This is a genomic window from Nitrosospira sp. Nsp13 (assembly GCF_900101945.1).
Lineage (GTDB): Bacteria > Pseudomonadota > Gammaproteobacteria > Burkholderiales > Nitrosomonadaceae > Nitrosospira > Nitrosospira multiformis_D.
Window position 1 is genome coordinate 242046 of record NZ_FMVD01000004.1, and the last position, 14650, is coordinate 256695.

At 51.4% G+C, this 14650-nt stretch carries 10 protein-coding genes and 2 pseudogenes; 3 read left to right on the plus strand and 9 right to left on the minus strand.

Annotated features, from left to right (window positions below):
- Nucleotides 1-602 precede the first annotated feature (602 nt).
- The 3 genes and pseudogenes from BLO43_RS07190 to BLO43_RS17045 form a co-directional block, all read right to left on the minus strand.
- Entirely contained in the window at nucleotides 603-2516 is a 1914-nt protein-coding gene (locus tag BLO43_RS07190; RefSeq protein ID WP_090906483.1) for a PIN-like domain-containing protein, read from the minus strand.
- A 492-nt stretch (nucleotides 2517-3008) separates the two neighbouring features.
- The gene (locus BLO43_RS17040) at nucleotides 3009-3227 is read right to left on the minus strand and encodes a hypothetical protein (protein ID WP_254773378.1); all 219 of its coding nucleotides are present in this window, start codon (nucleotides 3225-3227) and stop codon (nucleotides 3009-3011) included.
- A gap of 756 nt (nucleotides 3228-3983) precedes the next feature.
- A pseudogene (locus BLO43_RS17045) lies at nucleotides 3984-4361 on the minus strand (phospholipase D family protein); the annotation flags it as partial.
- 333 nt (nucleotides 4362-4694) lie between these two features.
- Here BLO43_RS17045 and BLO43_RS07200 point away from each other — a divergent pair.
- Nucleotides 4695-5021, plus strand: coding sequence for a replication endonuclease (locus BLO43_RS07200; RefSeq protein WP_090906485.1), 327 nt, complete (start codon nucleotides 4695-4697; stop codon nucleotides 5019-5021).
- Nucleotides 5022-5281: 260 nt separating this feature from the next.
- On the opposite strand, the gene BLO43_RS07205 is transcribed toward BLO43_RS07200, so the two are convergent.
- Genes BLO43_RS07205 through BLO43_RS07230 form a run of 6 tightly spaced genes read right to left on the minus strand, consistent with a single transcriptional unit; the run spans nucleotide 5282 to nucleotide 11639 of the window.
- Nucleotides 5282-5806 (minus strand): hypothetical protein, encoded by a 525-nt coding sequence (locus BLO43_RS07205; protein ID WP_139149249.1) that lies wholly within the window; start codon nucleotides 5804-5806, stop codon nucleotides 5282-5284.
- Between the two features lie 8 nt (nucleotides 5807-5814).
- Nucleotides 5815-7491 carry a DEAD/DEAH box helicase family protein gene (locus tag BLO43_RS07210; protein ID WP_090906487.1) on the minus strand — a complete coding sequence of 559 codons (1677 nt, stop codon included), beginning with the start codon at nucleotides 7489-7491 and terminating at the stop codon, nucleotides 5815-5817.
- Nucleotide 7492: 1 nt separating this feature from the next.
- Nucleotides 7493-9835, minus strand: a complete 2343-nt coding sequence (locus BLO43_RS07215) for an ATP-binding protein (RefSeq protein WP_090906488.1) — start codon at nucleotides 9833-9835, stop codon at nucleotides 7493-7495.
- 24 nt (nucleotides 9836-9859) lie between these two features.
- Complete coding sequence (locus BLO43_RS07220; protein ID WP_090906489.1) at nucleotides 9860-11041, minus strand: DNA cytosine methyltransferase; 1182 nt, start codon at nucleotides 11039-11041, stop codon at nucleotides 9860-9862.
- Nucleotides 11034-11441, minus strand: a complete 408-nt coding sequence (locus BLO43_RS07225; RefSeq protein ID WP_090906490.1) for a very short patch repair endonuclease — start codon at nucleotides 11439-11441, stop codon at nucleotides 11034-11036. The genes BLO43_RS07220 and BLO43_RS07225 overlap by 8 nt, the downstream gene beginning before the upstream one ends.
- A 3-nt stretch (nucleotides 11442-11444) precedes the next feature.
- Complete coding sequence (locus BLO43_RS07230) at nucleotides 11445-11639, minus strand: ribbon-helix-helix protein, CopG family (RefSeq protein ID WP_090906537.1); 195 nt, start codon at nucleotides 11637-11639, stop codon at nucleotides 11445-11447.
- A 299-nt stretch (nucleotides 11640-11938) separates the two neighbouring features.
- Between BLO43_RS07230 and BLO43_RS17050 the strand changes: the two are divergent.
- Both BLO43_RS17050 and BLO43_RS07235 read left to right on the plus strand, forming a co-directional pair.
- Nucleotides 11939-12025 (plus strand): annotated as a pseudogene (locus BLO43_RS17050) (DUF736 domain-containing protein); the annotation flags it as partial.
- Nucleotides 12026-12231: 206 nt separating this feature from the next.
- Complete coding sequence (locus BLO43_RS07235; protein ID WP_217628040.1) at nucleotides 12232-14373, plus strand: helix-turn-helix domain-containing protein; 2142 nt, start codon at nucleotides 12232-12234, stop codon at nucleotides 14371-14373.
- Nucleotides 14374-14650 lie beyond the last annotated feature (277 nt).

Here is a 14650-nt window from a genome sequence, read left to right on the forward strand (position 1 = left end):
CGTAATCCCCAAGGAGATGAAGCAAGGGTTCTTATAGTTAATTGATTATTGGAAAGGGCATACTCGAATACTCTTGAAAAGCCCAAGCAGATAACAGCTCTCAAACATGGCTTTCTCTTTATACCCCCAAATATATCCCCAGAGGCTTAATGCTAAGAGTCGAGCGATTAAATTCGGTGTTAAATTTTCAACTACTAAATACTAAATTCATAAATTAGTCCGAGAACTCGCGTTACCCCAATAAAATAAAAAAGGACTAGCGATTAAGCTAATCCTTTGATTTATTGGTGGCAAGGGCTCAACCAAACAAACCTCTAAAGCCTTTTGTGATGAAGGAATAACATAATTCAAGAAACTGTTATACCAACAAATATACCAACAGATATCTTGAGCTTTTGGTGTCAGGCGGGGAGCATTGCAATCCTCATCGCCGGTATTGCCAGCGGGAAGGCGTTCCTCTTGAACACCGCAGTGGAAAGGTGGGAATAAGCAGGACTATCCGAGCATTAGCTCTCGCAATTTATTGCTCTGCTGCGGTATGTTCATTTCGGCCTTCACTTTGCTCGACTTTCAATCTGAACGTTTTCAAGTATGGGCTTAGCTCAACGTGACAGGTTTAGTAATTTCCCTGGCGGGAGTAATAGTATTTTATTGGCATGTTGGGGTAGATTAAGTCGAACATCAATTGCCCACTCCGGTACGGCATAACTATTGCTGAGTTCGGATTTTATCTGGTCGATAGTTGTTCTGGATGGTCCAGACCTAAAAAAAACATCGATTTGGTCTTCCGTCGCAATCCTTTCATTGCCGAGAAATTGGACAGATTGAAGAACAAACGTCTGCTTAATTTGTTCGTCATCTTCACTCTGCTCTTCGGTAATTTGGATAATTAGTGGAAGACAATCAGCAGATCCGGGTTTGAATACGATATTGTTCTCGTGATTGTTTATTTTTGAAGCGATGAAATCGCAGGCATTTTTGAACTCAGCTTTCATAACCGCTTTCATTATTTCTTCAATATGTGCAGCCTTTGGTGTTCCTCTAAATTCTCCGTCGCTGTTGAAATATATTTCATATAGCATTCCACTCAACAGATGATTTGCGGTTTGCTGAGGAAATCTTGCGAGCTCAATATCTAGGTTTTTCATAAACTCAAGAGCCTTCTGCGCATTTCCACAAGCAGCTTGATATATATTGCGCCCCAAGACAAACCATTTACGCGGCTCCGCCTCCTCGTCTCTAAACTTTTTAATGTTCTGTACTGCTGGGTTCTGAACGTACCAGTTATGAGACTTCAAAGCTTTGATAGCAGCATCAATGGAGTCGGACCCATCAAGCTCATAGGCGCTGTCACGAAGCGCATCTAACGGGTATTCAAAAACGAAATCGGCAGCGGCGGAATCATTCTCCTCCAGCGGAGTCGAACGAGTTGGAACCAAAACGGTCTCCGAAGCATACTTAAGTTTCTCAGTTGTAACGGTAGCACCGGATTCCTCATCTGCTGGACCGCCTTGAGTCGTAACTTCTGCCTCACGTGCCTTGCTTACCTTGTCTTCTATCTGGATAGCCGATGCTAGGTTTTCTAAACCTTTTGGTCTAATCGTAGAAAGAGCTTTAACCAGGATCGGCAATGTAACTATATGAATTTTGTCATGGCCGACGGTCGCTTGAAATTCCGCCACCAACCGGGGATCAGTTAGCTTTAACACGGGTTCTCTATTAGGGATTTCTTTTTTTTCACCTTTTATTTCGACGAGGCGCTTTGTTGGTCCATAGACCCAGTCGGCCTTCTCATCATTTGTTACAAAAATTAGATCGCGGGGATTTTTTTCTTCGGTTGCGGATTGTATAAATCCTTTTTCCTTCCCTAGCGACAAAATTTCAAACCATATTATTAAGTCACCGTATTTATTCTCAGATTTTCCTGAATCTCTGAAACCGGGGGGCAATCGGTGAGAGTTTCGTGCATCTCCTACTGCGCTTGCTCGCGCACAGAGATCCGCCAGATCGGAATCAAGTATACAGTTTGACAAAGTGGTTGCAATTTCGCCATGTATGCTCCATATGTCGAACTGCTGGTTGAAAACACAGGTGAAGCTTCCCAGTTCATCTATCGCCTTATCGAAGCCTTCCAGAAACTCCTCACGCGAGCCCTTATAGGCAATCTTGTTTAGGATGTCGCCGTCTACGAAGGAAGCTGCCGTTTCTCGCAATGTTGTTAATGAGTTCGTAAGCTGCGTAGGGCCTGCTGGTGCATAATCAGAAAACTTTCCAGCTTTGAATTTCGCCCGATATTCATGTGCTGCCCATGCCGGAATAAATAACCGACCAAATGTCAGTTCTAATTCCGTTGTCCAGTTGAAAAAATCTTTTCGGGCAGCGGCGTGAAGTTTATAAAGATAACCGAGAATGCTCGTATCAAGAATTACGTAAGTTTCAGGGTTCTCCGCAGTTCGCCCCAGCTCTTTAAGGTACTGCTCTTCCGTATTAGGAAGAATATGCTGTCCAAGACGCATCTGGTTCTCCGAATTTCCTCACATCTGCAAAAATTAACGGAAGAAAATAGTTATTCAAAACAATTTGATACCTTACATGGGAACTTTTTTCAAATTGTTGGTATGAGGAACTGCTTCCCGTTACTATGGATTGATTGTCAAACCGGGGGGTTCCCTACAGTCATGCATTCCCCCTCCGATAAAGGAATTACACTCAAGGTCCCAGTTCCTCCACACCTTCTTAAAGTGCAATTGTGGCTGACGCAGGCAGCCAATACGAAAGTCGCGCAAAGGGACTCGCACCTCAAGTGGCGTTCGGTTAGCGGCTTCGTTAGTTCTTAAGATGTGATGCGATCTCCTGATAAATGTTTCCTGCTTCAGCCAAGCGGAATCTTCAGTACTAAATCCGCCAGATAAACGGGGAAAAAAATAATACTTCGCTCAGCCAGTAGGCACGGATTTCATTTATGTCACTTCCACCGGCACGAGAGGTGAATTAATAATATTTGTTAGTTAAATACCAATTCTGACATCACGACCCAGAGCTCTCAAGCCCTTACTGGTTCGCATATTACGTGGGGGAAATTCGTCTGGACGAGCCCAGCCTATAATTTCGCCGAGGCTACTTAAGCCTATGTGGTTTATTGCCCATTGCTTATCTCGGATCGCATTCCACAGCCGTTGGGCAACACTTCCACTTCCCCAAACAACGTAATCTAAGAGATCGAGCATGGACTTTCCATCATTTGATTGCTGACGCCAAAGCCATTCACCGAACTTCAGAATCTTATCGTCTCTTGCTTGGGGAGTATCGGGTAAACCGAGATGCTTATTTTCCTGCTTAATAGCGTGATCTCGGATGGCATGGACATGGGAAACGGCTTCGATAAATTCCACCTCTTTCAGTTTGAGAATGCGTCCCTTGGTGAAAAACTCGCGTAATTTAGGAGACCATTCATAAATAGTACGCTCTTCAAATGTATGATCAAAATCCGCCTTATGCCACCACTGAAGTGCATCACGAAGCGCTAACTCAGGATTTATGGAATTCCTTAGATAATATTCTTCGTAAGGATGTCGTGTTCCGTCCTTTACCTGCTTGTAATAATAAGCGTGTAAGAACTGGTCTGCTTGTACCCCCGCCGGCACAGAATCATCGATCCATGAGGGCCTAACACCGGGAGCCGAGACCCTGGACCCAATCATGCGCATGAGCTCAAGCGTTTCATTCCAATCTTGCTGAAAATTCTGGAAGCGTTTTCCCGATGACCGTGTTTTGTCTACATGTATAAGCCCGTGGTTTTTTGGTATTTGACGTTCTTTTTCAAACTGCCGTTCGATTCTATAGTCGGCCTCTCTCAGCCCTGATCGTTGGGCGGCGAGCTTGGCTTGCTCGTGATAAATCTCACTATTTAAGCGCGTTGCGTGATCCTCGAGTTCCTCGAAAAAGTTACGTACCTCGGATTCCATTCCGGTTTCAATCAACTCTTCTTGGGAGAGAAATATCCCTGCCTCAATGTTCGAGAACCACGCGCGGTCTGAGAGGTTTGCTGATCCAATATAGACTCCCGATTCAACCCACCATATTATCTTCGCATGCAAGATGTCAGGTACTAGGCTGCACTGAATATTGGGACTAGCTTGATCGATGAACCACTTCAAAATTTCTGGATCAACAGGGACCGTATGATCATATCGACCGAAGAATTCGAGTGGCTTCAAATAAGACGCACACGCTTCGAACAACTGCATGTTATTGCGATTAGCATAGGCAATAGCAGCACGAACGCTGGTGCAGTCATCCATCATTTCAAACAGGAGGTTTACTAATAGTTGCTTGTTAAGAGGGCCGGCAATATAACGCATATAGGGTATTGGGTAATTTAGAACGTTGTCGGGATTGCTCCTCTGGTTCCAAGGTTGGAACTGCGAGATTGCAACATTCTACCTAACTCAACAGTACACGCTAGCCTCTTGAAGTACACCGTAGCAGAAAAGTGGTTATTACGAAGAAGATCCTTTTCGATTGTTTCAAAAATGATGGTCTATCGAAGATGGGCAAGTAACTAAAAACTCATTCAATTCTCTATTTTCATTTGACGTAAACATATCTTGAAATATTCTCTCCGATGAGCTCAATCGACTGAAAGCAACTGATCCGTTTAGAGTGCTAATTTAACGGCATATGGAAGTGCATACGTGCAAAGCTGCAACGTAGGTTTACACATCTACGGCTTCCGTGTTGCCGAGCCTCAACATGATGGGACATCGCACTGGCATCTGTTGTTTTTCATATCGCAAGAGAACGTTAAAGAAGTCGGGAGCATTATTCGAGACTACGCCATGCGTGAGGATGGCGATGAGCCCGGCAGGGCGGAACGGGTAAACGTCTGGGGCAGGCTTGGGGCATACGTCAATTTTCAGCAGATTGGCAGGCCGGCTGTGACGTTATGGCGCGAGTTACGACGCCATGGGTGGGGCAGGAGTGGCCGAAGGACTACAAGAGCTCTGGGAGGCCGCAGATAAGGGTGAATGGGACCGCTTTGTTATGTTGATGGTTGGGCCCAAAGCGAAACGAAAAGATTTCCCCATATCACTAGCCAAGCAGTGGAACGACGAGCCTAATCAGAATCTCAGCAATTACAGAAGATTATCTGTTACGCCCTAGTCGTGTAGCTCGGCCCACACCAGTTAAAGTCTCGTCCTATCTTTGCAAGATGCAGGACTGCTACATTGAACATAAAACGCTACCGTCGCTCGCCGCTTGCAGCACTGCTGCGATTGAGCTAGTCGATCCAAGCCAGATGGCGCAGTCCCAGCTTTTGACTTGCATCCAGGATCATCTCCCGCATTCCGGCGTTTGTGGTTTTTCCGGTTTCTATCAGTATCGCCGCGTGAGGATGTCCAGAGTCCAGTTGATATGCCCGTTCAAAAACTGAGATCAGAATCGACTTCCACTCCCTGCTGTTACCCCAGCAGATAATCCTGCCATCAAGGAGCTGACGGCCGTGGGGCTTGTCATAGGATTTTCTTACTACGGCCTCGTGCACTTCCATATTAATTGCAAGCAGCACCTTATCCCAGTTGTCCTTCGACCGAGATCGGAGATAAGGTTTAAGCAGCGAGTCCTTGATATAGACCCGAACCTTTCTTGCGTCCATGAAATGGGAAAGCACACCACCGACGTCCTTGTCCTTAGTCCAGTTCTCATACCATGCTGTTCGCTCTAAATCAGAAATCCTAAGCCAATCCAACTCGTCCGCTTTTGCCCAAATCTTCTGCCTGATGCGGTCCCGGATATCGGTTGGCAACGCAGCGCTCATTGAACCGATCCAGGAGATACCGCTATCGGAAAATTGAACTCTGGAAGTTCCAATTTCGCATCTCCCTCGCGGCTGAAAAGATCGGCTTGGTCGAGAAGCCATTCGAACATGAAGTGACCGGCCCCTTGATCGGAGAACTGAATTACGCGTTCTACCAAATCAAGATGCTCCACATCACCGGAGATCGATTTTTGTAGATCGATGACCTCAGCGATGCGCCTCAGGTCACTCACGAAATCGAGCACCACCACCTTTTCCTTGTTCGGCGCCAGACGGAGGCCCCGACCGAGTTGCTGAACGAAGATGCGCCGACTGTGGGTCACACGCATAAACGCGAGCATGTCAACGTCGGGTACATCCACACCCTCATTGAAGATATCCACCGTTGTTACTGCATTGATGGTGCCACGGCGCAGCCCAGCCATCGTTTTTTCCCTCTCGCGAGGTTCCATCTCCCCCGTGATGCATGCTGACTTAAAACCATACAGGCGCAGCATCGCAGCGAAATTTTTAGCGTGCTGGATGCCTGCGCAAAACACAATGACGCTTCGTCGCGCTTCGGTTTTGAATGTGTCCGCGATGACACGAGCCGCCTCTTCATCGCGTGTCGGGATAAGCAAGCGAGTGTTCAATTCCTTGATTGAGTATTCGTGTCGCGACTGCTTGCGAACAAAATCCCAATCAATGTTGTCCGCCAGCAGGCGATAGTCCGCCTCACAAAGGAAGCCGCGGCGCAGGCCTTCGTCGATGCCAATTTTTGCGACGGGCTGTCCCAGAATGGTGTCAATGTCGAAGCGATCACCACGCCATGGCGTAGCCGTCGCTCCACCCACCATCGGTGCGCCGAGTTCGTCGATTACGCGACGAAAACTTTCCGAGCCAATGTGGTGCGCTTCATCCACCCATACGAGGCCGAACTGAGGCAAGGTGCTCAATCGCGGTAGAACACTTTGGACAGTGGCGAAAGTGATGCCGTCCCAGAATGTCGGCTGCTCGCCTCCCACCAAGAGATGACTGGGAATGCTCTTCGGGAGTTGTTGCCAGAATTCTCGCTGCAGTTGTTCGACCAACTCGCGCTTGTCAGCCAGCACCAATATTCGCCCAGAATCGATAACACCATCTCGAAGAAGTTGCGCCGTGGTCTCGGCCATGACCACGGTCTTTCCTAGCCCAGTTGCCAGAACCAATTGACCTCTACCAGTCTCTCGTAGCGCGGCCCCAACACGCTGAACGCAGTCATCCTGGTAATCCCGTAATTCGCGCCGTGCCCTTGGATACTCCGGGCTGCGTCGCATCATGTCGATTAGAGTGCCTGGAGGAAGCGACTCAATACGGATGCCAAGACGACCATAACGATCGATAGCCCCGTTCAGTGCGGGGCCGAACGCACGTGATGTCGCGATGGCCAAGCGGTCCGCCTCGTAGTATCGCGAGGCCTCGACTACCTCCTCGACTGAATGAGGGTCGGGATAGCTATCGCTAGTAAATTTGCATTGGACGACCCAGAGCTGTCGGTTCTTGACTCCCAGCACATCGGCGCCACGATCTCCTGAGCCACCGACTATCCGAACATCCTCAAACGCATTTTGAACCAGAAGACGAGCCACATCTCTCTCAAAGGCGCGCCAGGAACCATTGAGAAGACGACGCGAATCGAGGAAAAATCCCTCCATTTCAGGTGTTTCCGTCCGAGCCAAGAATTCGTACGGAGAGCGTCGCGCGAATCAATTCGTCTCGATCACACCGATCGATGTCGCGCGGACTCTGGGAGGCCAGCCAACCGGCATCCGCCAAGTAGGCGTCATAGCGCTCAATCACGCGGACTCGAGCTTCTTCATTCACTTTTTCATCGCCATAATTCAAGCTAGCATAGGGTTGCGCCCAGAACTTGCCGTCAAAGAACAGCTCCGGATTCTGACGCACGAACAGTCGAATATCGGCCGGCTCAGCATACCCAAGGAACTCACCAGAATCGATCACTGTCTGAGCACTCGATATCCCGGTAGAAGCCAACTTGCGACGAATCTTGTCTTGCGCCGCTACAGGTAATCCGGAGAACAAAGCGCTGAACGCATTCGCGTCACTCAGGAGCCCTATGGATTGGGCGATCTCCCGAAGCGCCCTGTCGGCAATGGCTATGATGCTCTTAGGATCAAGCTTGGTGTCTTCGGCGTATTCACTGCGAAGATCCGCTAGGATAGTGGCGAATACAGCCGAATCCGGACTGGTCTCGCGCAAGAACTCATAGGTTTTAAATGCCAGTTCACACAACACGGCATCCATCGGTGTCATCGTGACTGACCGGAACACAGGATTATCGGGATTGAAGAGGAACAGAAAAGTCCGTGTACCTGGGTCCTCGATCTTCAAGGCCCAAGGCGCCTTGCGAGGCAGGTCTGGATCGTCGACTCCAACCACAAATGCCTCGACGGTGAACTCGACTTTGAGCAGTGGATGCTTATAGATACGTGACAACTCATGCAACTTCTGTCGGGTCGGGGCGGCAATTGTTTTACTTGCGCCAGAGCTGCTTCCAGGTTGGGATACCATACCCAAATTACCTGCAGGCGCTGCATCGCCTTCATCAAGAAATCCATCCGGCGCCGCTGGTGTCGCTGACCCGGCCCCGGTGGTTGTCGGCGTCGCACCAACAATTCCCCGATCTTCCTCCTCAACCAATGCGTACCACTTGTCGTCGGATTGGTATTCAGGGTCGCCCTTATTGAACAGATCGGCCATTTCCATGGCGCGCTCGTTGTTCTTAACGGCAAAAATTCGTGACCAACGTCCCGTCTTACCTTGTGGACTACTTCGGCGGAATGCTTGGAATAGACGATAAAGCGGCGCATTGGAGGGCTCGAAACCCGAAGTACGAGCTTTCTGCGGCTGCAGCGGCCCCTCTCCACGAATTAAAGCCACCATTTCCGCCCAGGATGTGTCATCTCGTTCGAATCTATCTTTGGTATAACTTACTCGACAATGGTCGAGGTGAACCTCGCCGATGAAACGTCCTCGGTTGCGTTGGTCATCAATGGGATACTCTCGTTCTGGCCTTTCACCTCCAGCCCACACGAATAAATCCTTGTTCTGCACTTCAATGACCCGTCCGTTCCGAATGATGTCGATACCAAAATCTTCCTCATGCATGTAGCGCTGTAAGCCTACCCACCCATGCAGTCGGCGCTTAACCTCAATGGTCTTACAGTCGGAACCATCCGTCGGACAGCTTTGTTGTGCAGAAAAGGAAATCATGCAGGTCAGGCAGTAGTGCCGGGATTGAAGTGCGTAATCGAAGCTTTCCACCGCGTGCACTGGTTTGCCATCGCTTCCTTGCACTGAGCGATCCAGCCCCCAGTGGCAAGGACGCTTCGGTTGGACGTTATGTCCGTTGAGTTGCAGAGAAAACGAATTCTCCCTGGACAGGAGCAATGGCGCGTACACGCGTGCCAATTGCCGGCGGATCTTTTGATGATTAGCGCTCTTTGCGAAATAAAGGCGCTGATCAGCCTTGAGTTGCAGAATTTTGATCTCGGTGCCGTGTGCCGCCGAATCTGGCTTAGGCCGCGTGAGGCGAGGCGTGTGGTAGCTCCTTGTTCGACGCAACTCATTGAGGTCAATGCGCAGGCCCGTCCACTCACGATCGCCCGCGCGAGTTGCATACACCTCGGTGATCATACCCAGGCGAGCCGTAGCAATGTTGAAACCCATTCCAAACAAGCCAAGGTTGTCCAGCGGATTGTTCCCGCTCCATCCAGCGCGTACAGCCCTTTCTAACTGCTCGATCGTCATACCGGAGCCATTGTCTCGGATCGTGACGGCGGCAACAGCTTGATCCTGCGTGGGCAGACTGATCGACACCGACGGCGACTCAACCTGTTCTCCGCTGCGACGCGCATTTATGAAGGCATCCACGCTGTTGTCGATTAGTTCCGCGAGGCATTTCCATTGGTCGAGGTTGATCTCACCAAGAATCTGTAAAACGCGGGGGTCGGGAGTTAGATCGAAATCGTTTGTCATGGTGGTTTTGGTCTTTAGATCAGTTCATAATTCGGGTTGGAGTGACGCAAGCGTTAGACTGGCTGCGACAGAGCGAGCCACAACCTCGGCCAATTTCACTGGAACGGCGTTTCCGAGCTGACGCATGGTTTGACTCCATGAGCCGTGGAACTCGTATTCGTCAGGAAATGTTTGCAGCCGCGCGGACTCTCGCACCGTGAAATAGCGGACCTTTCCATCATCCTTGATGAACATGTTCTCGCCACCAGGCACTCCGTGGTAACCGGCCTTCAACGTCTTCGATGGTTCATCTAAAACACTCCCGGTGTGACCCACGTAGGCTCTAGCACCCGGAGTGAACACATGGTTCGGAATCTCATGATCTCTAACAAACTCCGGGTCAGGAAGACCGCTCAACGCGTCACGAGTTGTTCGCCAACGATCAAGGATCAGCAAGGAAGACTTCGTGCGCAAAAGCTCCACGTGTTTCGCGTACCGCAGTGGCACTTCTAATCTCCGCTTTCGGCTGATGCTGTGTTCGTCCCAATATGTCCCGTTGATCCATTTCGAAACAAGCAATGCGTCCTCGGCATGAGTTGGATCGGGAAACGACCATCGAGCACCTACGTCGGAACGAAACCCGACAAAGAATACTCGCTCCCGCTTTTGAGGCACTCCATAGTCAGCGGCATTGAGTACGTCGAACAACACGTTGTACGTCGCCTGGCCTTTGTTAGACGAGTGATGCTGTTCCAAGCGTGCACGATGCTGCATCCAATTCTCATCCTTACGCCGCGTAAGTTCCGGGTACTGCAACTGCAGATGGATGTGTGAAAAGTACGAGGCGAAGGTCTTACGTGTAAGCCCTTTGACATTCTCAAAAATGAACGCTTTAGGCATCAACTCCCGCACGGCGCGAACGGCTTCCGGAAACATGTTTCGATCGTCACGCTGCGCTTGGTGTTTACCACCCATCGAGAATGGTTGGCACGGAGGGCCTCCGGAAACGACCGCTATGTCTTGGCCGAGTGTTCCGAAGTTGAAACTTCGGGCATCGACTTCGTGCACCGGCCATCCCTCGACTGCGTGGGCGTGACGAAGCTGATTTTCACGGAAGGTTTCACAAGCATCGTGATCCCATTCCACAACTGCCGCATGTTGGAAGCCAGCGCTCGCCATGCCGATGGCGAGCCCCCCCGCGCCGGCGAAAAGTTCGACGCTACGCATCAAGAAAATCCCTTATTCTTATTTCGAGTTGAGCGGCATCGCGCAGCTCGCATTCCCATATAGTCAGCACATCCCAACCCGCCTCCCGCAGCGCGCGTTCGTTTTTCGTATCGCGCTGCCGGTTCGCGTCAAGCTTGGGTAACCAAAAATCTTGGCGTGACTTGGGTAACCGCGCTAATGCACAGTTGTTGTGCCTGTGCCAAAAACAGCCATGGACAAACATTACTTTTCGACGAGAGCGAAACATGAGGTCCGGCTTTCCCGGCAAATCCTTCGCGTGTAAGCGGTATCGATACCCCATCGCGTGTACTATCCGCCTGACCATCATTTCCGGCTTTGTGTCGCGAGAGCTCACACGTCCCATGATTTCCGAGCGCCGGGTCGGCGTGACGCTGTCCATATATCATTTGAAATGCGCTAAAAGCGGCCACTGGTTGGCGACATACTTTTCAGCCGCGTCCCGTATGACACACGCCAGCGATACAGTTCTGTCGCACGCCATTCGCTCCAGTTCAGCATGAAGTCCCTGAGAAAGACTTACGGATGCCCGAGCGGTGGATTGCGGATCTAGCTCGTCAGCATTCTTCGATTGCTTCATTGAATCACCTCGCACACCACTTTGCATCACATTACATCATATTGATGCGCTGCATTGAAGAGTCTTGCCGTTTTTATTCGCCGCTGTTTGGTTAACATCCGGCGTACCGCCATCGGCCTGCGCCCGCACTTAGTGCCGAATCGCGACCATGCGGTTATGATCCCTGACGCCTCCGGCCTGTAAGGGACTGTGCACCCCGCATGACTCTTGTACCTTCGTGTCGGTGGATGGGAGGTTTTGTTCCCTTCACTATATCACGGCGTGCTCGCAATCAAGGGCAACGCGTGCCCTTCACGCTTGCGGGCCGTGGCAGTCTGTTGGTGACGCTGAACGCTCCGTCGTTTCCGGCGACCATCTACGCCCGTCTCATTGAAGAAGACAGCACCATAACCTGCTCGGTTGCGCACCAAGCCGGCAGCCTGATAGTCCCAGTGCCTCGCCCACCCTGGCGAGCCACCCTACCCAGGGGCAGCGCGAGTGTTGCCGTGCCAGCTCGCGTACAGGGGGCGCGAAACGTCTTAAGAAACGTTGCTATTGACATTACAGAAACGTTTTTGTATCATTTCTGTATCGTTTCTATAAATCTAGGGTGATGATGAATAAACACGCGGCGATTGGTAAGCGCATTGCTGCCCTGCGTGATGAAGCAGGACTTAAGCAGAACGAACTCGCAAAGAAACTCACCTGGAGTGCCGCAGTGCTCTCCCGCGTCGAGAATGGAGACCGACCGCTGGCACCGGAAGAACTTCAGACCGTGCTCGATGGCATCGGCACGGCTGATGCCCTGAAGCTGCGGGAGATACTTGAGCGCCAGTGGCAGATGATCCCGGAGCCTACCCTCGGGGACCAAGATGGCGACCTACTGTGGGAAGCAGAACGGATGGCACAACAGGTGCATGCGCTCGCCGAGCGTCCCGATGTGAAACAGTTCTACGAGCGCCGTCTGCTTCGTTATCAAGAAGAACTGCTCGCTAAAGCGGCAAGTGTGGGCGATAAACGCTACCGGGCGGCCTTCATAGGCACCATTGCGGTAGGCAAGTCCACTGCAATTTGCCGCGCGGAAGGTCTCGAAATCCCGGGCAGCAAAGGGATGCCAAAAGCCGTCCTAGAAACAGGTGCGGGCGGCATCACCATCTGTGAAGTGCATGTGCGACGCGGTCCCGGATATGGGCTTATCGTGGAGCCATGCACCGAAGATGAAGTGCGACGACACGTTGCCGATTTCGCGAACTTTCTTGTGAATCCTCCACAAGCTTCGCGTTCAGCAAATGAGGATGGGGAAGGTGGTTCGTCCCCCGGAATCTCGCGCGAGGTCGAGCGTGCCTTGCGGAATATGACCGGGCTTCGACGTCGCCGCAGCGAAAAGCGTTCGGACGGCACGATCATTCCTTCGGTCGATGAAGCCCGCGAGCTGGCCGCGCGGTTCACCGATGCCAAGTCGCTGTCCGTGGAAATCCTGTCCCGTATGGAGTTGCATAAGCGCGATCGCCGCGACATATGGCACGACGATACCACGGGTAAACCGCCGCTCGATTGGTTACAGGAAATCTTCGAACGAGTCAACAATGGTCGCAGCGAGGAATTCACTTTGCCACGCCGGATTGAACTTGTCGTTCCTGTTGCGATCCTAGGCGATGAGTCGGTTTCAGTCACGTTGATCGACACACAAGGCATCGACGATATTGCTGAACGCGGCGATCTTGAAGTTCATTTCGATGACACGCATACCGTAGTCGTCTTGTGCACCGTGTTCAATGAAGCGCCTGCAACTGCGGTGCGGCAATTGCTGACCCGTGCTCAGGAAGGAGGAGTTCGGACACTGGACAGTCATGCAGCCATCCTTGCACTGCCACGACCCAGTGAAGCACTCGCTGTCAAGGACAATGGGTTCCCCGTGCAGTCGGCCGAAGAAGGCTATGAAGTCAAGGGCGAAGAAGTGCAGTTGAAGCTGCAACCTATGGGGCTTGACCACTTGCCTGTCTTGTTCTTCAATGCCACAGAGGATGCACCTGAGCAGTTGCGGAACTTCATCCGCGCACGCATCAAGGCCGTGCAAGAGTGGCAGCGCAACGAATTGTGTGAAATCATCGCCGGCGCTAAATCCATGCTTGAGAACTACGAGAAAGATCAGGCTCGGGAGGCAATGGCGGCCGCAGCCCGTCGCCTGACAATCTGGCTGGACCACAATGAAGCAATCCCAGCACAAACCAAGCGACATGTCCACGACAGCCTCGTGGCGGCCGTTGGCGCCGCACACCCACGCACCGTCTATGCCGCCATAGTCAGGGATGGCGATTGGTGGAATCTCAACTATGCCCACCAACTCAGTCACGGCGCCCGACGCATCGCTGCCGGTATTGCCGAACCGAAGTTGCAGAAGTTTAAGGAGATTGCAAAGAATCTGCTGCAAGACGATCAATTCAGTGATGCCCACGACCTCATCCATCAAACAGTCAGATCGATGGAGGCTGGCTTCGATGCGCTTGTCCGAAAGGCCCAACTGGTTGGGCAAAGCATTCATTCGGATGAAATGACCGCCGACGCCAACTTCTGGAAGACTTGCTATAGCGAATGGGGAAGGGGTTCGGGCTATCGTGATCGCATCAACCACCACAACCAAAGTTGGTTCGAAGAGAAAAACGAAAGTGGAGCCGATGCCCGCGTCATGCAACTAGTTACGGACAGTTGGCACGAAGCGGTCACGACCGTTCGCCATCTGCTAGCGCAAGACTGAGAAGATGGCCGCCAGGATGCACAACAACATAGGGGCTGGCATACACGCTCCTGAAATGACCAAGCTGATGACGTTCTACCTCAGCCCCGACCGTATTCTCCTTGACCAATAACGGAGTGGGTTCCGCCTCAGGTTCTTTATGCGCTGCAAGGACGTGCCCATGGCCGCAGCCATACTGGGTAGCACTGTCGGCAGCTACGTGCCGGATGCAATTGCGTCAGACGGCGCCAAGACCCTCCAACAGCTTGCGGTAGAGAACGCGATTCAGCCGCGCACT

What these genes read in the sequence shown, in the direction of transcription:
- BLO43_RS07190 (WP_090906483.1), bottom strand. Translation starts at nt 2,516, where the DNA reads ATGCGTCTTGGACAGCATATTCTTCCTAATACGGAAGAGCAGTACCTT.
- BLO43_RS17040 (WP_254773378.1), bottom strand. Translation starts at nt 3,227, where the DNA reads ATGCTCGATCTCTTAGATTACGTTGTTTGGGGAAGTGGAAGTGTTGCC.
- BLO43_RS07210 (WP_090906487.1), bottom strand. Translation starts at nt 7,491, where the DNA reads ATGGAGGGATTTTTCCTCGATTCGCGTCGTCTTCTCAATGGTTCCTGG.
- BLO43_RS07215 (WP_090906488.1), bottom strand. Translation starts at nt 9,835, where the DNA reads ATGACAAACGATTTCGATCTAACTCCCGACCCCCGCGTTTTACAGATT.
- BLO43_RS07220 (WP_090906489.1), bottom strand. Translation starts at nt 11,041, where the DNA reads ATGCGTAGCGTCGAACTTTTCGCCGGCGCGGGGGGGCTCGCCATCGGC.
- BLO43_RS07225 (WP_090906490.1), bottom strand. Translation starts at nt 11,441, where the DNA reads ATGGACAGCGTCACGCCGACCCGGCGCTCGGAAATCATGGGACGTGTG.
- BLO43_RS07230 (WP_090906537.1), bottom strand. Translation starts at nt 11,639, where the DNA reads ATGAAGCAATCGAAGAATGCTGACGAGCTAGATCCGCAATCCACCGCT.
- BLO43_RS07235 (WP_217628040.1), top strand. Translation starts at nt 12,232, where the DNA reads ATGATGAATAAACACGCGGCGATTGGTAAGCGCATTGCTGCCCTGCGT.